At 57.1% G+C, this 21,981-nt stretch carries 26 protein-coding genes; 19 read left to right on the top strand and 7 right to left on the bottom strand.

The genetic code is table 11. The features are described 5' to 3' along the window. Together AKL27_RS20000 and AKL27_RS20005 are read left to right on the top strand one after the other, a co-directional pair. Complete coding sequence (locus AKL27_RS20000; protein WP_050464626.1) at positions 1-795, top strand: ABC transporter ATP-binding protein; 795 nt, start codon at positions 1-3, stop codon at positions 793-795. A gap of 69 nt (positions 796-864) precedes the next feature. Then, complete coding sequence (locus AKL27_RS20005) at positions 865-1,410, top strand: TonB family protein (protein WP_050464627.1); 546 nt, start codon at positions 865-867, stop codon at positions 1,408-1,410. Here AKL27_RS20005 and trmL read toward each other — a convergent pair whose 3' ends face one another. Then, a complete protein-coding gene (gene trmL, locus AKL27_RS20010; RefSeq protein WP_050464628.1) occupies positions 1,411-1,893 on the bottom strand; it encodes a tRNA (uridine(34)/cytosine(34)/5-carboxymethylaminomethyluridine(34)-2'-O)-methyltransferase TrmL in 483 nt (160 codons plus the stop codon). A 27-nt stretch (positions 1,894-1,920) separates the two neighbouring features. Then, entirely contained in the window at positions 1,921-2,664 is a 744-nt protein-coding gene (locus AKL27_RS20015; RefSeq protein WP_050464629.1) for a double zinc ribbon domain-containing protein, read from the bottom strand. A 95-nt stretch (positions 2,665-2,759) separates the two neighbouring features. On the opposite strand from AKL27_RS20015, the gene AKL27_RS20020 reads away from it, so the two are divergent. From AKL27_RS20020 to AKL27_RS20045, 7 genes are all read left to right on the top strand, one after another. Next, positions 2,760-3,698 carry a methyltransferase domain-containing protein gene (locus AKL27_RS20020; RefSeq protein ID WP_050464630.1) on the top strand — a complete coding sequence of 313 codons (939 nt, stop codon included), beginning with the start codon at positions 2,760-2,762 and terminating at the stop codon, positions 3,696-3,698. A gap of 238 nt (positions 3,699-3,936) precedes the next feature. Next, positions 3,937-4,368: a DUF2244 domain-containing protein gene (locus tag AKL27_RS20025; RefSeq protein WP_332308356.1), complete on the top strand. Its 432-nt coding sequence runs from the start codon at positions 3,937-3,939 to the stop codon at positions 4,366-4,368. 38 nt (positions 4,369-4,406) lie between these two features. Continuing rightward, entirely contained in the window at positions 4,407-5,567 is a 1,161-nt protein-coding gene (gene coxB / locus AKL27_RS20030) for a cytochrome c oxidase subunit II (protein WP_050464632.1), read from the top strand. Positions 5,568-5,588: 21 nt separating this feature from the next. Continuing rightward, positions 5,589-7,214: a cytochrome c oxidase subunit I gene (ctaD, locus tag AKL27_RS20035; RefSeq protein WP_050464633.1), complete on the top strand. Its 1,626-nt coding sequence runs from the start codon at positions 5,589-5,591 to the stop codon at positions 7,212-7,214. Positions 7,215-7,247: 33 nt separating this feature from the next. Continuing rightward, positions 7,248-7,355 carry a cytochrome oxidase small assembly protein gene (locus AKL27_RS28515; protein ID WP_232311046.1) on the top strand — a complete coding sequence of 36 codons (108 nt, stop codon included), beginning with the start codon at positions 7,248-7,250 and terminating at the stop codon, positions 7,353-7,355. After that, entirely contained in the window at positions 7,355-7,924 is a 570-nt protein-coding gene (locus tag AKL27_RS20040; RefSeq protein WP_050464634.1) for a cytochrome c oxidase assembly protein, read from the top strand. Before AKL27_RS28515 ends, AKL27_RS20040 begins: the two co-directional genes overlap by 1 nt. A 109-nt stretch (positions 7,925-8,033) precedes the next feature. Further along, entirely contained in the window at positions 8,034-8,894 is an 861-nt protein-coding gene (locus tag AKL27_RS20045) for a cytochrome c oxidase subunit 3 (RefSeq protein WP_050464635.1), read from the top strand. 137 nt (positions 8,895-9,031) lie between these two features. Here AKL27_RS20045 and AKL27_RS20050 read toward each other — a convergent pair whose 3' ends face one another. Then, positions 9,032-9,232: a twin transmembrane helix small protein gene (locus tag AKL27_RS20050; RefSeq protein ID WP_050464636.1), complete on the bottom strand. Its 201-nt coding sequence runs from the start codon at positions 9,230-9,232 to the stop codon at positions 9,032-9,034. 79 nt (positions 9,233-9,311) lie between these two features. Between AKL27_RS20050 and AKL27_RS20055 the strand changes: the two genes are divergently transcribed. The 5 genes from AKL27_RS20055 to AKL27_RS20075 are packed head-to-tail and all read left to right on the top strand — an operon-like array spanning position 9,312 to position 13,200. Then, positions 9,312-10,025 carry an SURF1 family protein gene (locus AKL27_RS20055; RefSeq protein WP_050464637.1) on the top strand — a complete coding sequence of 238 codons (714 nt, stop codon included), beginning with the start codon at positions 9,312-9,314 and terminating at the stop codon, positions 10,023-10,025. Between the two features lie 28 nt (positions 10,026-10,053). Beyond that, complete coding sequence (locus AKL27_RS20060; RefSeq protein WP_232311049.1) at positions 10,054-10,602, top strand: SCO family protein; 549 nt, start codon at positions 10,054-10,056, stop codon at positions 10,600-10,602. 6 nt (positions 10,603-10,608) lie between these two features. After that, entirely contained in the window at positions 10,609-11,673 is a 1,065-nt protein-coding gene (locus AKL27_RS20065) for a COX15/CtaA family protein (RefSeq protein WP_050464639.1), read from the top strand. Between the two features lie 46 nt (positions 11,674-11,719). Next, complete coding sequence (gene cyoE / locus AKL27_RS20070; RefSeq protein ID WP_050464640.1) at positions 11,720-12,613, top strand: heme o synthase; 894 nt, start codon at positions 11,720-11,722, stop codon at positions 12,611-12,613. Further along, on the top strand, positions 12,613-13,200 hold the full coding sequence (locus tag AKL27_RS20075; protein ID WP_050464641.1) for an SCO family protein: 588 nt from the start codon (positions 12,613-12,615) through the stop codon (positions 13,198-13,200). Before cyoE ends, AKL27_RS20075 begins: the two co-directional genes overlap by 1 nt. 76 nt (positions 13,201-13,276) lie before the next feature. On the opposite strand, the gene rpoH is transcribed toward AKL27_RS20075, so the two are convergent. The 4 genes from rpoH to ftsY form a co-directional block, all read right to left on the bottom strand. Beyond that, on the bottom strand, positions 13,277-14,176 hold the full coding sequence (gene rpoH / locus AKL27_RS20080; RefSeq protein ID WP_050464642.1) for an RNA polymerase sigma factor RpoH: 900 nt from the start codon (positions 14,174-14,176) through the stop codon (positions 13,277-13,279). Positions 14,177-14,483: 307 nt separating this feature from the next. Continuing rightward, positions 14,484-15,407: a permease-like cell division protein FtsX gene (gene ftsX / locus AKL27_RS20085; RefSeq protein WP_050464643.1), complete on the bottom strand. Its 924-nt coding sequence runs from the start codon at positions 15,405-15,407 to the stop codon at positions 14,484-14,486. Then, positions 15,404-16,096 (bottom strand): cell division ATP-binding protein FtsE, encoded by a 693-nt coding sequence (locus AKL27_RS20090; RefSeq protein WP_050464644.1) that lies wholly within the window; start codon positions 16,094-16,096, stop codon positions 15,404-15,406. The genes ftsX and AKL27_RS20090 overlap by 4 nt, the downstream gene beginning before the upstream one ends. A gap of 1 nt (position 16,097) precedes the next feature. Continuing rightward, positions 16,098-17,198 (bottom strand): signal recognition particle-docking protein FtsY, encoded by a 1,101-nt coding sequence (gene ftsY / locus AKL27_RS20095; RefSeq protein ID WP_050464645.1) that lies wholly within the window; start codon positions 17,196-17,198, stop codon positions 16,098-16,100. 174 nt (positions 17,199-17,372) lie between these two features. Here ftsY and AKL27_RS20100 point away from each other — a divergent pair, with 174 nt between their 5' ends. From AKL27_RS20100 to coaD, 5 genes are all read left to right on the top strand, one after another. Beyond that, complete coding sequence (locus AKL27_RS20100) at positions 17,373-18,746, top strand: M16 family metallopeptidase (protein WP_050464646.1); 1,374 nt, start codon at positions 17,373-17,375, stop codon at positions 18,744-18,746. A 43-nt stretch (positions 18,747-18,789) separates the two neighbouring features. After that, positions 18,790-19,434: a ParA family protein gene (locus AKL27_RS20105; RefSeq protein ID WP_050464647.1), complete on the top strand. Its 645-nt coding sequence runs from the start codon at positions 18,790-18,792 to the stop codon at positions 19,432-19,434. Between the two features lie 67 nt (positions 19,435-19,501). Further along, positions 19,502-20,815 (top strand): M16 family metallopeptidase, encoded by a 1,314-nt coding sequence (locus tag AKL27_RS20110; protein WP_050464648.1) that lies wholly within the window; start codon positions 19,502-19,504, stop codon positions 20,813-20,815. Continuing rightward, positions 20,815-21,465 carry a 16S rRNA (guanine(966)-N(2))-methyltransferase RsmD gene (gene rsmD / locus AKL27_RS20115; RefSeq protein WP_050464649.1) on the top strand — a complete coding sequence of 217 codons (651 nt, stop codon included), beginning with the start codon at positions 20,815-20,817 and terminating at the stop codon, positions 21,463-21,465. Before AKL27_RS20110 ends, rsmD begins: the two co-directional genes overlap by 1 nt. A 49-nt stretch (positions 21,466-21,514) precedes the next feature. Continuing rightward, the coding region (gene coaD / locus AKL27_RS20120) for a pantetheine-phosphate adenylyltransferase (RefSeq protein ID WP_050464650.1) at positions 21,515-21,981 on the top strand (467 nt) is incomplete at its 3' end.

Below are 21,981 nucleotides of genomic sequence, written 5' to 3' on the forward strand. Positions count from 1 at the left end.
ATGTTGATTGCCAAAGACTTGCACATCACGTTCAATCCCGGTACGCCCATCGAGAACCGCGCTTTGCGCGGCATGGAGCTGGAAATTCCGAACGGCCAGTTCGTGGCCGTGATCGGTTCCAACGGCGCCGGCAAATCCACTTTTCTGAATGCGATCTCCGGTGACTTGCTGGTAGATCAGGGCAAGATCGAAATCGACGGTGTCGATGTCACCCGCAAGCAAGCCTGGGATCGGGCCGGGATGGTGGCGCGGGTGTTTCAGGATCCAATGGCCGGTACCTGTGAAGCGCTGACGATTGAAGAAAACATGGCGCTGGCGATGGCGCGCGGCAAGCGCCGTGGTTTTGGTTTCGCCATCAAGCGCAATATGCGCGAGCTGTTCCGTGAAAAGCTGGCGATTCTCAATCTGGGCCTGGAAAAGCGCCTGACCGACCGCATCGGTCTGTTGTCGGGCGGCCAGCGGCAAGCGGTCAGTCTGTTGATGGCGTCGTTGCAGCCGTCACGCATTTTGCTGCTTGACGAACATACTGCTGCGCTCGATCCGAAGACGGCGGCATTCGTGCTGGAGCTGACGGCCAAGATCGTCAAGGACAGCAAGCTGACGACCATGATGGTGACGCACAGCATGCGGCAGGCGCTCGATTACGGTGACCGTACCGTGATGCTGCACCAGGGCAAGGTGGTGCTGGACGTGTCCGGCGAAGAACGTGCCGGTCTGGATGTGCCTGATCTGTTGAAGATGTTCGAACGCACGCGCGGTGAGGTATTGTCGGATGATGCGCTGCTGCTCGGATGAGGCTGGCAGTGTGTCGTAAAAAGGTCGCGTATGCGGCCTTTTTTATTATTCGCGAAAAGAGAGGGAGCCATGAAGCGTAGCCTGATGCTGGCGGCTGGTTTGTATTTTTGCGGGCTGACTGCTTGCTTTGCGCAAACCGCGTTGCCGATGTTGCTGGCGGCGTCGCGCTCGGCGATTGCGGCACAAGAGCGGGTGCAGGCTGAGGCGGTACGCATTTTCACACTGCAAAAGCAGGCTATCGGCAGCAATCTGACGCGCGCGCAGGCAGTGCAACTGAGATTGACGACGAACCAAGTGATGCCGGTCGGCCTGGCCCGGGTCCGTTATCCCAGAGGGGCGCGAGATCGCGGGGAGGAAGGGCGAGTGCTGCTCAAGATGGTCATTGATCAGCACGGGCAGGTCGCGACGGTGCGGGTAGTGGAATCATCCGGTCACGCCGAGCTGGATATCGAAGCGCAACGCGCAATCTGGAGATCGGCTTACCAACCCTATCTCGAGAACGGCAAAGCAATTTCGGTAGCGGCGCAGCAGCAAATCATCTTCAAACTCAAGCGTGATGAGCCAGACGCCCCGGCTGTTGCGCCGGAAGCGGACAAGCGGGGCGCGGGCGACTGATCAGCTGCCGCCGGCGAAGCCGTTCTGGCGCCAGGCCTCGTACACCACTACCGCCACCGTATTGGACAGATTCAGGCTGCGGTTGTCGGGGCGCATTGGCAGGCGAATACGTTGTGTAGTCGGAAAGGACTCGCGCAATTCCGGTGCCAGTCCCCGGGTTTCCGAGCCGAATACGAATACATCGCCGGGCTGAAAGCTGATACCGGCAAATGGCGTCGAGCCGTGAGTCGTGAGCGCGAACATGCGGTCAGCGCTGAATTGCGGATCAGCGCGTCGCTGGTCCATGAAGGCATTCCAGTCGGAGTGGACCTGCATGTTGGCGTAATCGTGATAATCGAGGCCGGCGCGCCGCATCTTGGCGTCGTCGAGCGGGAAGCCGAGCGGTTCGATCAAATGCAACTGGGCGCCGGTGTTGGCGCACAAGCGAATGATATTGCCGGTATTCGGCGGGATTTCCGGTTCGACCAAGACGACGTGAAACAAGTGATTCTCCTGAGCAGACTTCGATTTTCAGTGCGCAAGGGTACGCGCAAATACCAGATTCGTCACGCTGCGTGCGCCGAACCGCTTCAACGTTGCGGCCAGTTCATCCAGTGTCGCGCCGCTGGTCATGACATCGTCAACCACGCCGATATGCTGTCCGCGCACTTTCAGCAAAGCGTCGTGCGGGACCACGAAGGCCCGTCGCATGTTGTGGCGGCGTTGCGCCAGCGGCAACGTGGATTGTGCCTGGGTTTCGCTGACCCGTTCCAGCAGGCGGGGTTCGAGCCGGATTCCGAGCAGCGCCGATAGCGGCCTGGCAATTTCGAGTGCCTGATTGAAGCCGCGCGCCTGCAGTCGTTGTGGTCCCAGTGGTACGGCGGTCAGCAGCGTCGGTTGCGATCTGGCCGTGAATTTGCGCGCGCGGTCCACCCGTTCATGGAGCAGTTGCGCCAACAGCGGCGCCAGCGTCAGTGTGGCGTTGAATTTCAGCGCCATGACCAGTTGATCGGCCGGTGCCACGTAATCGGTGGCGACGATGGTGGCATCGAAGGCGGGTTTGCGTTTGATGCAGTCGCCGCAGTGTGCCGTGCTGAGTGTCGTCGGCATGGCGCATTGCAGGCAGCGGTGCGGCTGCACGTGAAAATAGCGCTGACGGCAGTCGCGGCACAATCCGTGCGGTCCGCTTTGCTGGCACAAGGCGCAGGAAGACGGCAGCAGTTGCGGCAACTGGCGCAACGAACGGCGGATCAGGTCTGACAAATATGCAGCCATCAAGGTGTCGTCTTTCGGTGAGAGGCGCGGGCAGCGGGTACTTGATCTGCCGAATTGGAATAAACTACGCGATTATCTCACCTTGCCTTCCATTCATGTCCGTAACGCCGCCTTATGCCAGCGCCAAACTGAGCGCTCCTATCGATTTGCCATTGGTGCGCCAATTGTTTGCGCAACCGCAACGGGTGGCCGAATCCGATTTCCTGCGGCGCGAAGTATCGGGTCGCATGCAGGAGCGGTTGGCACTGATCAAGCTGGCACCGGAGCGGGTGCTGGATGCCGGCTGCGGCGAGGGGGCAGATATCTCGGCGCTGCAAAAACGCTTTCCCGGTTCGCAAGTATTCGGCCTCGATGGTGCCTTTAATATGGTGGCGCTGGCGCGCGAACATCAACTGGCCGGTTTGTCATCCATGAACCGGCTCTTCAATTCACTGCAAAAATGGCTGCCGGCAGCCGGTAGCGCCGACCGTCTGGTCTGTGCCGACTTCGCGCAATTGCCGGTCGGTGCCGGCGCGCTCGACATGCTGTGGTCGAATCTGGCATTGCACTGGCATCCGCAGCCGGACCGGGTCTTCGCCGAATGGCGGCGGGTATTGCGGGTTGAGGGTTTGCTGATGTTTTCGTGCTTCGGCCCGGATACCTTCCGCGAGGTGCGGGCCGCATTTGAGGAAATTGATGCGGCGCCGCATGCATTGCCGTTTGTCGACATGCATGATTTTGGCGACATGCTGGTCAATGCCGGATTTTCCACACCTGTTATGGACATGGAAACAATTATGGTGACTTATGACACGCCGGCACGCCTGCTGGAAGATGTCGCGGCCTGGGGCGGCAATCCGCTGGAAACGCGGCGGCGCGGTTTGCTGGGACGCACGTCTTACTCCCGTCTGCTGCACGCATTGGAGCAAAAACGTGGCGCGGATGGCAAAATCCCGCTGACTTTTGAAGTCGTTTATGGACACGCATTCAAGCCGATTCCGAAAAAGACGGCGAGCGGCGAGGCCATTATCCGGCTCGACTTTCCAAAGAAATAGCGATGAATGCCGATGCAGCAAAGGAATGCGCTGTTGCAGCGGTTTTCGGGACGGGTTTTGCGCGACTGTTGCGGGCAGTATTCAGCTGTGGAAAGTCATCCTGTCAAGAGGCGCGCAGAGGCTTTATTCCGCTTGATAACTTCCGGGGTTACCCCTTATACTCCGAGGGTTTTAGCTTGCGCGGACGTGCTCGGCCTATTGGTTTTGAGGATGTATCGTGGTGAGGCGGGAGTGGATTTTGAAGCGCAACTGTTCGATTGCGCCGCGCCAGTTGGTTCAGGTTTTCGCGGGTTTGTGCGCGATATCGCTGACTGTAGCGCTGTTATTCACCTTGCGCGGCGCCTGGTTCATCCTGGTGTTTTCCGTGCTGGAGCTGACCGCAGTCGGCTGGGCCTTGCTGATCTATGCGCGACACGCGACGGACCTGGAGTATGTCGCCGTTGACGACAAATACTTGCTGGTCGAGTTGGTACATGCGGGCAAAACACAGTGTTTCAAGATGCATCTGGATCAGATGCAGGTAGATCTTCCGGGGTCGCGACGGGCCTTGATCGGATTGCGATCAGCCGGTACGCAGGTGGAAGTCGGGCGGTTTTTGACCGAATGGAGAAGGCGTGAATTTGCACAAGAGCTCAGACATGAGCTGGCGATCGCAGTTGGCGTCGGGTAGTTGACAGAATTATTATATTTTGGGCTTTTGAGGAAATCATGATACATGCGAAGCGCCTTCAATCATTGATGCTTGGTGCATCGCTCCTGACGGCAGCAATTCCGTCATGGGCAGTGGTCGATAGTCAGGGCGGACCAGCCGTGCTGCAGCTGAATTTTCAACCACCGGTGACACAGATCGCCGAGCAGATCTATGATTTGCACACCTTGATGCTGATCATCTGTCTGGTGATTTTCGTCGCTGTATTCGGTGTCATGTTCTACTCGATGCTGAAGCACCGCAAATCGCTTGGCCACAAATCGGCCAGTTTCCACGAAAGCACTGCCGTCGAAATCGCATGGACCATCGTGCCATTCGTGATCGTTATCGGTATGGCGCTGCCAGCCACGAAAACCGTGGTGGCCATGAAAGACACCTCCAATGCTGACCTGACCATCAAGGCCACGGGCATGCAATGGAAATGGGGTTACGACTACCTCAAGGGCGAAGGCGAAGGCATTGCGTTCCTGTCCAATCTGGCGACACCGCGTGAGCAGATCACTGACGCGTCGCTCAAGAAAAACGACAATTACCTGATCGAAGTCGACAACCCTGTCGTGGTTCCGGTCAACAAAAAAGTACGTATCGTCACGACTGCCAATGACGTGATCCACTCGTGGACCATCCCGGCATTCGGCGTCAAGCAAGATGCGATTCCCGGTTTTGTGCGCGACACCTGGTTCAAGGCTGAAAAAATCGGTACTTACCGCGGCCAGTGCGTTGAGTTGTGCGGCAAGGACCACGCGTTCATGCCAATCGTCGTCAATGTCGTCAGCGATGCCGATTACACCAAATGGGTCGACGAAAAGAAAAAGGAAATGGCAGCCAAGGCTGACGATCCGAACAAGACCTGGACTATCGACGAGTTGAAGCAACGCGGCGAAAAAGTCTACACGGCCAACTGCGTGGTCTGCCATCAGGCAACCGGCAAGGGCGTTCCGGGTGCATTCCCGGCGCTGGACGGTGATCCGACTGTCAACGGTCCGAAAGGCCCGCAAATCAACACTGTGCTGAACGGCAAGAACGCCATGCCAGCCTGGAAATCGGTGTTGTCCGATACGGAAATCGCTGCTGTCATCACGTACACACGTAACAGCTGGTCCAACAAGCCGCAAGAAAACATTGTTCAACCAGCAGATGTTCTGGCTGCGCGCAAGTAATAGAAGAATTGGGAGATTGAAATGAGCACAACTGCAGTCGATCACGCACACGATCACTCTCACGACCATGCGCACGGCGACGATCACGCGCATGGCGATCACCACGATCAGCCGCACGGCTGGCGTCGTTGGGTGTTTGCCACGAATCACAAGGACATTGGTTCTCTGTACCTGTGGTTCTCGTTCACGATGTTGCTGTCGGGCGGCGTTCTGGCGTTGCTGATTCGCGCCGAGCTGTTCCAGCCCGGTCTGCAATTCTTCCGTCCTGAATTCTTCAACCAGCTGACCACGATGCACGGTCTGGTGATGGTGTTCGGCGCCATCATGCCGGCCTTCGTAGGCTTCGCCAACTGGATGATCCCGCTGCAAATCGGCGCCTCCGACATGGCGTTTGCGCGGATGAACAACTTCTCGTTCTGGCTGCTGCCACCGGCAGCGATCCTGCTGGCGACATCGTTCCTGGTTCCCGGCGGTGCAACTGCTGCGGGCTGGACACTGTACGCACCGTTGTCGACCCAGATGGGCCCTGGCATGGACATGGCGATTTTCGCGATGCACATCATGGGTGCTTCGTCGATCATGGGTTCGATCAACATTATCGTCACCATCCTGAACATGCGCGCGCCGGGCATGACACTGATGAAGATGCCGATGTTCTGCTGGACCTGGCTGATCACTGCCTATCTGCTGATCGCCGTGATGCCGGTTCTGGCTGGCGCGATCACGATGACACTGACCGACCGTCATTTCGGCACCTCGTTCTTTAACGCTGCCGGCGGCGGCGATCCGGTGATGTACCAGCATATTTTCTGGTTCTTCGGTCACCCCGAGGTGTACATCATGATTTTGCCTGCGTTCGGTATCGTTTCGCAGATCATCCCTGCCTTCGCCCGCAAGCAATTGTTCGGCTATGCATCGATGGTGTACGCAACTGCATCAATCGCGATCCTGTCGTTCATCGTCTGGGCTCACCACATGTTCACCACCGGCATGCCGGTGACTGCACAGTTGTTCTTCATGTACGCAACGATGCTGATCGCGGTGCCTACCGGCGTCAAGATTTTCAACTGGATCGCTACCATGTGGCGCGGCTCGATGACATTTGAAACCCCGATGCTGTTCTCGGTCGGCTTCATCTTCGTGTTCACCATGGGCGGCTTCACCGGTCTGATTCTGGCGGTAACGCCGATCGACATCCAGATGCAAGATACTTATTACGTCGTGGCTCACTTCCACTACGTGCTGGTAGCCGGTTCCCTGTTCGCACTGTTCGCCGGTTACTACTACTGGGGTCCGAAGTGGACTGGTTTCATGTACAACGAAACCCGCGGCAAGATCCACTTCTGGGCATCGCTGATCACGTTCAACATCACGTTCTTCCCGATGCACTTCCTGGGATTGGCCGGTATGCCACGTCGTTATGCAGATTACCCGGCGCAGTTCACCGATTTCAATATGGTTGCTTCGATCGGCGCTCTGGGCTTCGGTCTGAGCCAGGTCTACTTCCTGTTCTGCGTCGTGATCCCATCGATCAAGGGCGGCGAAAAGGCTGCAGCCAAGCCATGGGAAGGCGCAGAAGGTCTGGAATGGACAGTTCCAAGCCCGGCACCTTTCCACACTTTCGAAGTACCACCAACAGTTAAGTGATAGGAGCGGCGGGCGCAAGCCTGCCAACTCTGTATGACAGATCGTAAAAAGCCGAATAATTTGCGTACCGGGCTGTTGCTGGCTGCGGTTGCCTTCATGTTCTTCGCCGGCATCTTCATCAACCGTCTCTGGCTGCACTGATGGCTGATCCGGATAACGATGGTCAGGTGACTGACCGCCGGCTGAATCGGCAAATGTTGTTCAAGCTGCTGGTGATTGCGGTACTGATGTTCGGTTTCGGTTACGGCCTGATTCCGGTGTACAAAAAGATCTGTGAAGTGACCGGCGTCAATTTTCTGACGCCGAAGGATATCACGGTCGAAGCACCCGCCAACAGTCAGATCGACAAGAGCAGGACGATCACGATTGAGTTTGACGGCAACTCGCAGGGACCATGGCGTTTCCGTCCGACGGTGTCGAGCATGCAGGTGCATCCCGGCGAAATGACGCAGGTGGTGTACGAAGTAGTGAATACGCAGGCTCATGCGGTTGATGCACAGGCTATTCCAAGCTATGCCCCGCAGCAGTCGGCAGCCTTCTTCAAGAAGGTCGAATGTTTTTGTTTTACGCAGCAAACCTTGGGACCAAACCAAGCCAAGCAAATGCCGGTGGTTTTCTACATTGATCCGGCCTTGCCCAAAGATGTGACGACGATAACCTTGTCATACACCTTCTTTGAAATTGGCGGTAAAACCAAGAATGCCAGCTGAAGATTTGTAGTCACATAATGTGTTGTCGTTAATCGGTTTGACGCTTGATGCAATCGTCCTGAGGCGGCAACCTGTATAAGTCATTTGAATTTTGCATTGGGAGATGGAAATGAGTTCTCAACAGGCTAAAGCGCCGTATTATTTCGTCCCGGGTCCATCCCGGTGGCCGGTGCTGGCAGGGGTATCGCTGCTGATCACGATGATCGGTGCTTCGGCATGGGTCAACAGCGCGGCATGGGGTCCGGAACTGACTGCCATCGGCATTCTGTCGGTGCTGGTCGTGCTGTACAAGTGGTTCGGCGAAGCCATCGGTGAATCCGAATCCGGCCTGTATGGCGAACGTATCGACCTGTCGTTCCGCTGGAGCATGGGCTGGTTCATTTTCTCCGAAGTGATGTTCTTTGCCGCCTTCTTCGGCGCCTTGTTTTATGCCCGCACCATCACCATGCCGTGGCTGGGCGATCTGGATCACAAGATTCTGTGGCCTGACTTCACCGCGCACTGGGGTAACACCGGTCCGGCCGGTACCGTGGAAAGCTTCCGCACCATGGGGCCGTTCCCGATTCCGACCATCAACACGGCATTGCTGCTGTTGTCGGGCGTGACGCTGACGATTTCTCACCATGCGCTGCGCGCCGGTCATCGCACGCAGACTGCGATCTGGTTGTTTGCTACCGTATTGCTCGGCGCCATCTTCATGGGCTTCCAGGCTTACGAGTACTACCACTCGTATCATGAACTGAATCTGAAGCTGACTTCCGGCATCTACGGTTCCACCTTCTTCCTGCTGACCGGATTCCACGGATTCCACGTCACCATCGGTGCGATCATGTTGTCGGTGGTGTTGTATCGCGTGCTCAAGGGCCACTTCACACCCGAGCATCACTTCGCCTTCGAAGGCGCCGCCTGGTACTGGCACTTTGTCGACGTGGTCTGGCTCGGTCTGTACATCGTGGTTTACTGGCTGTAAGCAGGATTCGCTTTCGGGCATGAAAAAGCCGCACCTCGGTGCGGCTTTTTTACTGTAAAAATACGATGCCGGTGTAACCTTTATCCGTCCCTGCTGTCGAATCCCGCGGTATAGTTCAGCGCCGCCGTGCGAGGCGATCAGCGAATGCCGGTAGGCTGGATCCAGCCGAACTTATACGCCAGTAACAACAGAATGAACAGCGTGACGGAAAAGCCCACGCGCAGGGTCAGAGCCTGGACGGTGCGGTTGCTTTTGCCCTTGTCGCGCATCAGGAATACCAGAGCAGACGCCAGACTGCCGATGATCAGCACAAAAGCGATGGCGACGAGAATTTTCATTATATGAGTACCACTATCTGCTGCAGGCCCGGAGTCGGGAGCAGAAACCGGTTTTGTATTTGAGTAAAGTGACATTGTAATGCCAATCAGATTTCGCGTTAGATGGATTCCGCTGATCGCTACTGTGCTGGTGGCGGCGCTGGGCATTGCATTGGGCAACTGGCAAACGCACCGGGCCGAGGAAAAACTGGCGATTCAGGCCAAGATGGCAGTGCGCGAACATGCTCAACCAATCAGTGTTGCGGATGCGCCACCGGACGTGGCAGAGGCGGAGTACCGGCACGTGACATTGCGCGGCACCTTCATTCCGGACTGGGTCAGTTACCTGGAAAACCGGCCTTACAACGGTGTCTCGGGATTCTATGTGCTGATGCCGTTCAAGCTGGCCGACGCCAATACGACCGTACTGGTCGCACGGGGCTGGGTGCCGCGCGATCCCGGCAACCGTACCAAATTGCCACCCATTGAAACCTCGCCGGAGGTGATACAGATTGAAGGCGTGATCCGGCGCGATGCCGGCCATGTGTTGCAACTCGGTCATGCCGAAGCGCCAAGACCGGGCGTGATCATGCAGAACCTGGATATTGCCGAATACGCCAAAGCCAGCCAGTTGAAGCTGGCACCATTTCTGGTTGAACAGACCGGCGGCCCGGCCGATGGTCTGGTGCGCGACTGGCCGTTGCCGTCGCTCGGTATCGACCGCCACCGGGGCTATGCCGTGCAGTGGTACGCACTGGCAGTGATGGCCATACTTTTTTTCGTTGTGACAGGATTTCGACGTGGAACAAAATAAACAACGCCGGCTCGGGCGCTGGAAACTGATGCTGGTAGTGGCCGTTTGCGCGGCACCGATGATTGCCTCGTATCTGACCTATTACGTGATCAAGCCGAGCGGCCGTACCAATTACGGCGATCTGCTCGATCCGCGCCTGTATCCGATCCCGCCGCTGGAAAGCAAGGCGCTGGATGGTGCACCGGCCAAACTCGAAGACTACAAGGGCAAGTGGGTAATGTTGCAGGTGGCCGGCGGCGATTGCCCCGAAACCTGCAAGAACAGCCTGCTGGCGCTGCGCCAGTTGCGCCTGATGCAAGGCAAGGAAATGGAACGTCTGGAACGGGTCTGGCTGGTCACTGACGACAAGCCGATCGACACCGTACTGATGCGCGAATATGACGGCACCGATATCCTGCGCGTCAACCCCAAGCTGTTGCAGGCATGGTTGCCAGCCGATCAGGGCACCACTGCGGAAAATCATATCTACATGATCGACCCGCTCGGCAATCTGATGATGCGCTTCCCCAAGGATGCCGATCCCAACAAGATGAAAAAAGATATCGGCAAGTTGTTGCGTGCCTCAAGCATAGGGTAACCGGCCATGCTGATTCAACTCGCGCTGATGGGCTTGCTGGTCGCGCTCATTCCGCTGACGCTGGTGTGGGTGTCCGGTGATGCCGACAAGTACCGCAAGCTGGTCTGGGTGACCTTGTTCCTGACCTTTGACCTGATCATGTTCGGCGCTTTCACGCGTCTGACCGACTCGGGTCTGGGGTGTCCGGACTGGCCGGGTTGCTACGGTCACTCCAATCCCTTGCTGGCGCACGAACATATCAGTGCCGCCCAGGAGGCGATGCCTACCGGCCCGGTCACCGTGGCCAAGGCCTGGATCGAAATGACCCATCGCTATCTGGCGATGGCGGTCGGCGTTCTGATCATTGCCCTGATGGTGATTGCATGGCGGCGCTGGATCAAGTCGGCCCGCAGCGATCTCCGGTTCGCGCCATGGTTTCCGACCTTGCTGTTTTTCTTTGTCTGCCTGCAAGGCGCATTCGGCGCGTGGACCGTGACCATGAAGTTGCAACCGATCATCGTCACCATTCATCTGTTGCTGGGCTTGACGCTGCTGGCGATGCTGACCTGGCTCGGCGCGCGCCAAAACGTGCATGAACAGATTGCTGCCGCGGCACGGTCGCTGGCGGTGCCGGCGACATTGGCGCTGGTATTGCTGGTGATTCAGATCGCTTTGGGCGGCTGGGTCAGCACCAACTATGCGGCGCTGGCATGCACCGACTTTCCGTTTTGTCATGGCGTACTGATACCGCAAATGGATTTTGAAAACGGTTTCCATCTGTGGCGGCATCTGGGCAAAACCGCTGACGGCGAATACTTGCCATTTCCGGCATTGACCGCGATCCACTGGGTGCACCGGACCTTTGCCTTCGTGGTGATCGCATTCATTGCCTGGCTGGCGCACAAGGCCTTGCGTATTCCTGGCTTGAGCAAGACCGGGCGCTGGTTGCTGATCGTGATTGCCTTGCAACTGACGACCGGTCTCGCCACCATTTATCTGAACTGGCCGCTGGCCATTGCCGTGTTACACAACGGCGGTGCAGCGCTGCTTGTGCTGTTGCTGGTCATGTTAAACTACAAGACCCGACGCTAATGGCGTACTCCGGTATTTGCCACCAGCCACCGCGCAGCTTCATGACATGACTACTTTGACACTACAAACGAATCGCATCGCCCAGTATTGGGCGTTGACCAAACCGCGAGTGACGCAACTCGCGGTTTTTTGTGCCGTAATCGGCATGTTCCTGTCGACTCCGGATTTGCCCGACTGGCACAAGGTGGTGTTTGCGACAGTGGGCATCTGGTTGCTGGCCGGCGCGGCCTTTGCAGTCAATTGCCTGGTCGAACGCGAAATCGATTCGCGCATGGCGCGTACCGCCCGGCGGCCAATGGCACGTGGCGAAATTACCGTAACCCAGACGCTGATGTTTTCCGGCGTGATTGGCGGCATCGGCATGTGGATCCTGCATGAACTGGTGAATCCGCTGACCATGTGGCTGACGCTGGCAACATTTGTCGGTTATGCCATCATCTACACCATCATTCTGAAACCATCGACACCACAAAACATCGTGATCGGCGGTTTGTCCGGCGCCATGCCGCCGGCACTGGGCTGGGCTGCGATTGCCAACGATGTGCCGATGCAGGCCTGGATTCTGGTACTGATCATCTTCATCTGGACCCCGCCGCATTTCTGGGCGCTGGCCATGTACCGCCGCGATGACTATGCACGTTCTGGCTTGCCGATGTTGCCGATCACCCACGGCCTCAAGTTCACCCAATTCCATATTCTGCTGTACACGATTGCCTTGCTGGCAACCACCATGTTGCCTTTTGCGGTGGGCATGAGCGGTTTGATCTATCTGGCCAGTGCAGTGGTACTGGGTCTGATTTTCTTGTGGTACGCGTGGCAGATTTATCGTCGCTATACCGACTTGCTGGCGCGCAAGACCTTCACTTTCTCGATCATTTATCTGTCGCTGTTGTTCGCGGCGCTGCTGGTTGATCATTACTTCTTGTTCAAGGTTCTGTAATGAAGCGTTTTCTGTCGTGGGCGTTGCTCACTGTTGCCGCGTTGTCACTGGTTGCCTGCAATCAGGCCGGCAGCGAGAAATTCACTAACACCGATGTTACCGGTCTGGAATACGCGAAAGACTTCGCGCTGACTGATCATAACGGCAAGCCGCGCACGCTGGCCGATTTCAAAGGCAAAGCGGTAGTGGTATTTTTCGGTTATACCCAATGCCCGGACGTATGCCCGACCACCATGGTGGAAATGGCCGATGTCATGAAGCAACTGGGGCCGCTGGCTGACAAGGTGCAGGTATTGTTTGTCACGGTTGATCCGGCGCGTGATACCCAAGCGTTGCTGGGGCAATATGTGCCGGCGTTCGATTCGCGTTTCCTCGGTTTGTATGGCGATGAAGCCGCCACCGAAAAAGTCGCCAGGGAATTCAAGGTGTTCTTCCAGAAAGTACCGGGCAAGACGCCCGGCAGCTATACCATGGATCACACTGCGGGCAGCTATGTATTCGATCCGAAAGGACACATCCGCCTGTTCGTGCGGCACGGGCAGGGCACCGAGCCGATTGTGCATGATCTGAAATTGTTGCTGTCGTGATCATTAGCTTCTGACCGGATTGCACAAAAAGAAAAAGGCGCCTTGCGGCGCCTTTTTCTTTGGCTGGTGCAGCAGCTTAAGAGTAAGCCTGCAATGCACCCTTCATTTTCTTCAGTGCAACGGCTTCGATCTGGCGGATACGCTCGGCCGACACGCCGAATTCGTCTGCCAGTTCGTGCAGTGTTGCGCCGCTGCCGTCATCGTTGGCCAGCCAGCGTGCTTCGACAATACGGCGTGAACGGTCATCCAGCTTGCTCAATGCCAGCTCCAGACCTTCCGATTGCAACCGGTCATATTGCTTGGCTTCCATGACTTTGGTCGGCTCATGGTTTTCCGAAGACAGATAAGCAATTGGCGCAAACTTGTCGTCATCATCATCCGTCGGCGCTTCCAGAGCCACATCGCGGCCCGAGAGACGGGTTTCCATTTCAATGACTTCTTCACGCTTGACATCAAGGGTCTTGGCCAATGCATCGACCTGCGCCGGTGTCATTGCGTCCAGACCTTGCTTGTGGCTGCGCAGATTGAAAAACAGTTTGCGTTGGGCCTTGGTGGTAGCCACTTTGACCAGACGCCAGTTTTTCAGAATGTATTCATGCATTTCGGCCTTGATCCAATGCATGGCATAGGACACCAGACGCACGCCCTGATCGGGATCGAAGCGTTTGACGGCTTTCATCAAACCGATATTGCCTTCCTGAATCAGGTCAGCATGCGGCAAGCCGTAACCCAGATAACCGCGGGCAATCGATACCACCAGACGCAAATGCGACAGCACCAGCTTTTGTGCGGCGCCGAGATCATTGTTGTTGCGCAGGTCGCGGGCCAGATTGACCTCTTCGTCCTGGGTCAGCATTGGCAAACGATTGACAGCAGAAATGTAAGCGTCAATATTGCCCAATGTCCCGGAGAAGCCGAGTGCCAGAGCATTGGTTTCTGTTGGGATAAGTGCAGTTGTTGCAGACGCTGATTTCATTGTTTCTCCTTGTTCCTGTAGAGGGAAGCGATGCGAAAATGTATGCCTGTAAAGCTAAAGCCGCAGTATTTCTATCGGGTATTCTAGCACTCCTTATAGGAGAGTGCTAATTGGGAATCCGGAATGCGGCCATAGCCAGCTTCTATTGCTTTTATGACAGTTATTGTTTTCATCGCTCCATTTAGAAGGCGAAGACGGCATAAAGTTGCCTCGCGCCGCACAAGAAGCTGTAACAATTTTTGGAGAGAAATCTCCGCATCCCGAAAATTTCTTTTGGGAAATTTTCGGGCGCGAAAGCAGAGACAGATCAGGTCAGGCGGGCCAGATGCCGTTTGACGGAAAGCATGGCGCCGAACAGGCCGAGCAAGGCGCTGACGGCCAGCAAGAACACGGTGGCAGGCAAGCTGGGAGCTGCCATTCGGAATTCTGAAGCATACAGGCTGGCGAAGTCGGCGATGGCCACATTGAGCGGTTGCAATGCCAGCACGACCAGTCCCAACGCCAGACCGCCGGCGCACAAGCCGAGCAGTGCGCCGGTGTAATAAAACGGCCGGTGGATGAAGGCGTTGGTGGCACCCAGCAGACGCGATACCGCGATTTCGTCATATTGCGTCATGACTTGCAGGCGGATCGTGTTGAACACCACTGCCACCACCACCGCACCCAGCGTAATGCCGAGGAACAACAGCACCAGCCGCAATATGCGCAGCAGTGCTGCCAGGCGTTTTACCCAGGCCGAATCGATTTGCACGGTGTCGACGCCGGGCAGCGCTTTGAGTTTGCTGGCGATATCGTCAACCCGACTGGCATCCATCGCATTCTGGAAACCGGACAGCTTGAGCACGTAGCTGTCGGGCAATGGATTGGCACCGAGCGTGGTGAGCACATCATTGAGGCCGGTCTTGCTCTTGAGCGAGTCAAAGGCTTTTTCACGCGGCGTGAATTCGATCTTGGCGGTGCTGTTGCTGTCTTGCAGAATGGTGCGGATGGAGGAGGCCAGTGCCACCGCCTTGTCGCGCGGCGTATCCATTTTCAGGAACAGGCTGATTTCCGGTTCGACCGCCAGTTGCTCGGATACGGGGCGGACGTTTTCGAGTATGGTCAGTCCGGTAAATGGCAATGCCAGCGCAATCGACACCACCAATACGTTGAGGATGAAGTTGCCGGGCGAGCGCAGCAGATGGGTGAAGGCATCGGCGCAGGCAAAGAAGTGTTGACGCAGCCAGTTCATGCGCTCACCTCCACCGGGTTGCTGACGCCGTTATGCCAGCCATCGACGATGCGGCCGCGGTCGAGATAAATGATGCGGTCGGCACCGGTAAGGTATTGCTCATCATGGGTCGAGATCAGGCAGGTGACGCCGACGCCGTGAAATGACTTCAGCGCGGCCAGTACCTTGTTGGCATTTTCGCGATCCAGATTGGCGGTCGGCTCATCGGCCAGAATGATTTGCGGGCGGTTGACGATGGCGCGTGCAATGGCGACCCGTTGCTGTTCGCCGCCGGACAATTCCTGCGGTTCGGCCTGCGCCTTGTCGAGCAGATCGACTTTGTCGAGGGCGGCGCGGGCGCGCTTTTCGGCATCGGCACGGGAGGCGCCGGTGACGATCAGCGGCAACATGACATTGGCCAGCAGATTGCGATCTTGTAATAAACGCTGTTGTTGAAAGATCAAGCCCAGGTTGCGGCGCAGATACGGCAAGCCGGAGGACTTGATGGTATTGATGCTCTGGCCATTGACGCTGAGCGTGCCGGCGCTGGGGCGTTCGATGGCGGCGATCATTTTCAGCAAGGTCGACTTGCCGGCCCCGGACGGACCTGCCAGAAAGAGCAGCTCGCCCTTGCCGACCGACAGCGTGATGTCGCGCAACGCAAAGACGTCGCGCGAATATTGTTTGGCAACCTTGGCAAATTCGATCATGTCAGCTTAACAGGGCATCAACAAATTCAGTGGCGTCAAAGGCTTGCAAGTCATCGATGCTTTCACCGACACCGATGAAATACAGGGGAATCGGCCGGGTTTTGGCAATCGCTGCCAAAATGCCGCCCTTGGCGGTGCCGTCCAGTTTGGTCACTACCAGCCCGGTCAGGCCCAGCGCATCGTCGAAGGCCTTGACCTGCGCCAGTGCATTTTGACCAGTATTGCCATCAATGACGAGCAAAATCTCGTGTGGCGCCGAGGCCATGCCTTTGGCGATCACGCGCTTGATCTTCTTGAGTTCATCCATCAGATGCAATTGCGTTGGCAGGCGGCCGGCGGTATCCACCATGACCACGTTGGTGCCGCGCGCTTGTGCCGAATGCACGGCATCGAACGCGACTGCGGCCGGATCGCCCGATTCCTGGGCAATCACGGTGATGTTGTTGCGTTCGCCCCAGATCGTCAGTTGCTCACGGGCGGCGGCGCGGAACGTATCGCCGGCAGCCAGCAACACCGATTGCTTGTGTGCCTGCAAATGTTTGGCCAGTTTGCCGATGGTGGTGGTCTTGCCGGCGCCGTTGACGCCGCAGATCATCGCCACCAGTGGTTGATGGCGGCCCAGTACCAGCGGTTTTTGCAGCGGTTTCAGCAGGTCGATCAGGATGGTGCGCAGGGCGGTTCTGACTTGATCGGCTTCGGTCAGCTTTTCATCCTTGACCTTCTTTTTCAGGGCATCGAGCAAGAATTGCGTGGCTTCAACGCCGGCGTCCGATACCAGCAACGCCGATTCCAGCTCTTCGTAGAGATCGTCGTCAATGCGGGCGCCGATGAACAGCGTGGTCAGGTTGCTGGAGGTTTTCGCCAGTCCGCTCTTGAGCTTGGACAGCCACGAGCGCTTGGCTTCCGGCGAGCTTGGAGCGGCTTCGACAATTCCTTCTTCCACGGCAACGCTGGCCGGCACGGGAGCCGGTTCGGCAACTTCCGCAACGGGGGCCGCGACCGGGGTCGGTACCGCTATGGGTGCCGGCGCGGGCGCTGGTGCAGGTGTTTCAGGAGCGATCGATGGCTCGTTTTTGGGTTTTTTCTTGAAGAAACTAAACATCGGATGCTGGATTGAACTCTGTTGACGTAAAAATACGGATACGCTCGTTCGGGGCCGCTTTCAGACGCGGACGCAGGCAATGAACAAGGTACAATTGGCCGGTTCCCGATCCCCGGCAACATGGTCCGGACTACGCGGGTTGGCAGCCTCCCGCATTCTATCAGAGCATAGCGAATGAAATTAAAGATCAGAGTAATCCTGTCATCCTGCCTGCTGCTGGGTTGCAGTCTTGCAGCACAGGCGCAGTCGGCGCAAGAGTTCATGCTGCGTAACGGCATGAAAGTGATAGTCAAGGAAGATCACCGCGCGCCGACTGCAGTACAGATGGTCTGGTACAAGGTCGGGTCGGTGGACGAGGTCAACGGCAGCACCGGCATTGCCCATGCGCTGGAGCACATGATGTTCAAGGGCACCAAAAAGCACAAGGTGGGTGAATTCAGCCGCCTGGTGGCAGAACTGGGTGGTCGTGAAAATGCTTTTACCAACCACGATTACACGGCTTACTTTCAGCAGATTGAAAAATCGCGGCTGGAAGCGGTGATGGCGCTGGAAGCTGATCGCATGCAGAACTTGCAGTTCAGTGCGGCTGAATTTGCCAAGGAAATCCGGGTCGTGATGGAAGAGCGCCGCTGGCGCACCGACGACCAGCCGATGGGTTTGCTCAATGAAGCGCTGCAGGCCAGCGCGTTCGTGGCGCATCCGTATCACCATCCGGTAGTGGGGTGGATGGATGATCTGCAGCACATGACAATCCAGGACATTCAAGGCTGGTATCAGCGCTGGTATGCGCCAAACAACGCGACGCTGGTCGTGGCCGGCGATGTCGATGCCAAGCGCGTGCAGGCCTTGGCCGAACGTTATTTCGGCGGCATTCCGCGTAAAACGCTGCCGGTCACCAAGCCACAGAACGAGCCGGTGCAGCAAGGCTTGCGCCGGGTCGTCGTCAAGGCGCCGGCGGAAAATCCGTATGTCGTCATGGCGTTCAAGGTTCCGACCTTGCGTGATGTGGAAAAGGATGACGACGTCTACGCGCTCGATGTGTTGTCCGCCGTTCTTGATGGTTACGATAATGCGCGCCTGACCGCCAAATTGATCCGCAGCGACAAAGTCGCCAATGAAGTCGGCGCCTCCTACGACAATATGGCGCGCGGCCCGGTCTTGTTCACCCTCGAAGGCAGTCCGGCCGCCGGTACCACCACCGAACAACTGGAAGGCTTGTTGCGTGCCGAGGTCAGTCGCATCGCACAAGAGGGCGTGGCTGAACAGGAATTGCAACGAGTCAAAACCCAGTTGATTGCTTCGCAAATCTACAAGCGCGATTCGATTTTTGGTCAGGCGATGGAAATCGGCACCATGGAAATGTCAGGCATTTCCCAGGCGCGTATCGACCGCATCATCGAGAAATTGAAGATGGTGACGTCGCAGCAGTTGCAGGCAGTCGCCCAAAAATACTTCGTTGATGACGGCCTTACCGTCGCCACGCTGATCCCGCTGCCACTGCCGGCCGAGGGCAAACGCCCCGGCCCGCCGCCCGGCTTGTTGCGCTGATCGTGCACCGGTTCATTTTGTTTTGCTCTGACGGAGGAAAAGCATGCCAGTGATCGTGATTGCCAATCCGAAAGGCGGCGTAGGAAAAAGTACACTGTCGACCAATCTGGCCGGGTACTTTGTCAATCGTGGCTATACCGCGTTGCTGGGCGATATCGATCGCCAGCAATCGTCGCGCGCGTGGCTGGGCATCCGGCCGCCGGAAGCGCGACCGATTGCCACTTGGGACATCAACGAAGACCATATCGCCAAGCCGCCCAAGGGGACCAGTCATGTGGTGCTCGACACACCGGCCGGTTTGCATGGCTGGCGACTCAATGATGTATTGAAAATGGCGGATAAAGTGTTGGTGCCGTTGCAGCCTTCGATCTTTGACATTCTCGCCACCCAGGATTTTCTGCGCCGGCTGGCCGATGAAAAGGCAGTACGCAATGGCGAGATCGATGTCGGCGTAGTGGGCATGCGGGTCGATTCCCGGACCCGTTCGGCGCAGCAATTGCATCGCTTTATCGAAGGTTTGAATTTGCCGGTGCTCAGTTATTTGCGCGATACCCAAAACTATGTGCAGTTGGCGGCGCATGGCCTGACCCTGTGGGATATTGCACCGTCGCGCGTGCAGCGCGATCTGGAACAGTGGCAACCGGTGCTCGACTGGGTTGAATCCAAGCCGCAGCATGTTCGGGTTTGACGCTGCGAACCTGCATTGCTCCCGCAGTTTCTTCCGTATTACTTCTTATGTTTCAACACGTATCAACATGAAAAAATATCTGCTGGCATTGATCGTTTTTTTGAGCGCAGGGCCGGTGCACGCCGCGCTGCAAATTCAATCGTGGACGCTGGCCAATGGCGCGCGCGTGCTGTTTGTGGAAAACCACGCGATTCCGATGCTGGATCTGAGCATCGAGTTTGATGCCGGCTCGCGTCGTGATCCGGCCGGCAAGGCTGGCATGGCGGCATTGACCAACGCCATGCTCACGCGTGGCGTGGAGGCCGGCAGCAATGCGCCGGCATTGTCGGAGGCGCAGATTCTGGACAGCTTTGCCGATATCGCGGCCCAGCGTGGCGGTGGTGCCGGGCTGGATCGCGCCGGCCTGAGTTTGCGTACCTTGTCGGCACCGGCCCAGCGTGATGCCGGTATGGCGTTGCTGGCCCATGTGCTGGCGCAGCCGAGCTTTCCGGAACAAATACTGGAGCGCGACAAGACGCGCACGATTGCCGCCATCAAGGAGGCACTGACCAAGCCCGAGACGATTGCCGACCGGGCATTCTGGACCGCGTTGTACGGTACGCATCCTTATGCGTATCAGGTCACGCCGGAATCGGTCACTGCCATCACGCGTGCGGATCTGGTCGATTTTCACCGCCGCCACTATGTTGCCAATCGCGCCGTGATCGCCTTGATCGGCGATGTCAGCCGGGCCCAGGCAGATGCCATCGCCCAACAGTTGACTCAGGGTTTGCCGCAAGGCGAAGCATTGCCGGCGTTGCCGGAAGTCATGCCGGCAACAGCCAGCGAAGTGCGGATTGCGCACCCGGCATCGCAATCGCATATTCTGATCGGCATGCCGGCGCTGGCGCGCGGTGACGACGATTTCTTTGCACTGACCGTCGGCAACTACATTCTGGGTGGCGGCGGTTTCGTTTCGCGCCTGACCAACGAGGTGCGGGAAAAGCGGGCGCTGACCTACAGCGTGTACAGCTATTTCTCGCCGCTGGCGCAAAAGGGGCCGTTCCAGATCGGTTTGCAGACGCAACAGGCACAGACCGAAGAAGCACTCAAGGTAGTGCGCAGCACGCTGGCGACATGGTTGCAGGATGGCCCGACCGCCACCGAACTGAAGGCCGCCAAAGATAATCTGATCGGCGGTTTCGCCTTGCGCATCGATAACAATCACAAGATTCTGGATAACCTCGCGGTGATCACGTATTACCGCTTGCCGGCCGATTATCTGGATACCTGGACTGACAAAGTCAGCAAAGTGACGGTGGCGCAAATCAGGGCGGCTTTCAAACGCAAACTGATTGCGGAACAACTGACAACGATCGTGGTGGGTGAGGTCAAGCAATAATGAAAAAGCAGGTCAAGAACAATGCAGTAAAAAAATCATCACCGGCACGCACCCATCAGGTCCGCATCATCGGCGGCACATGGAAGCGGACGCCGCTGGCAGTGCCGGATGCGGAAGGATTGCGGCCGACGCCTGACCGCGTACGTGAAACCGTATTCAACTGGCTGGGGCATTTGCTGGATGCCAACTGGGCACCGGTATCCTGTCTGGATTTTTTTGCCGGCTCGGGCGCGTTGGGTTTTGAAGCGGCCAGTCGCGGTGCGCGCAGCGTGACGATGATAGAAAATTTTGGTCCGGCGATACGTTTGCTGGAAGCCACCAAACAGAAATTGCAAGCCGACAGTGTCAATATCATTCGCGGCGACGCGCTCGCCATCGCGCAGGATATGGCGACGCGCAAAGCATCGATGGGCTCGATGGCCGCCGTCGACCTCATTTTTCTCGATCCGCCGTATCATCATGACTGGTTGCCAAGAATGCTCCCATTGTGTGCGCAACTGCTGGCACCGGACGGACTGGTCTATGTCGAAGCCGAGCAGTCCTTGTCCGGTGAAAATCTGCCGGACTGGATGACACCGTGGGAGGTTGTCAGAGCGGATCAGGCAGGGCTGGTGTTTTATCATTTGATGCGACGCAAAAACAGCGCCTGAATTCAGGCATAATGCGCGTTCTGATTGCTTTGCTGGTTAGGAGACCCCGATGGTTACAGCCGTTTATCCGGGAACATTCGATCCGTTGACGCGTGGACACGAAGATTTGGTTCGCCGTGCGTCTGGATTGTTCGACAAGTTGGTCGTAGGCGTAGCGGATAGCAAGAATAAAAAGCCGTTTTTCTCCCTTGAGGAGCGTCTGTCGATCGCCAATGAAGTGCTGGGACATTATCCGAATGTCCAGGTGGAAAGTTTTTCCGGCCTGCTCAAGGATTTCGTCCGGCAAAACAATGCGCGCGTGATTGTGCGCGGCCTGCGCGCGGTATCTGACTTCGAGTATGAATTCCAGATGGCCGGCATGAATCGTTATTTGCTGCCGGATGTCGAAACCCTGTTTCTGACGCCGTCGGATCAGTATCAATTCATCTCGGGCACCATCGTGCGCGAGATCGCCATTCTCGGTGGCGATGTATCGAAATTCGTGTTCCCTTCGGTGGAGAAGTGGCTCAAGGAAAA

Origin of the sequence: Herbaspirillum autotrophicum (genome assembly GCF_001189915.1) — a bacterium.
Taxonomy (GTDB): Bacteria; Pseudomonadota; Gammaproteobacteria; order Burkholderiales; family Burkholderiaceae_D; genus Herbaspirillum; species Herbaspirillum autotrophicum.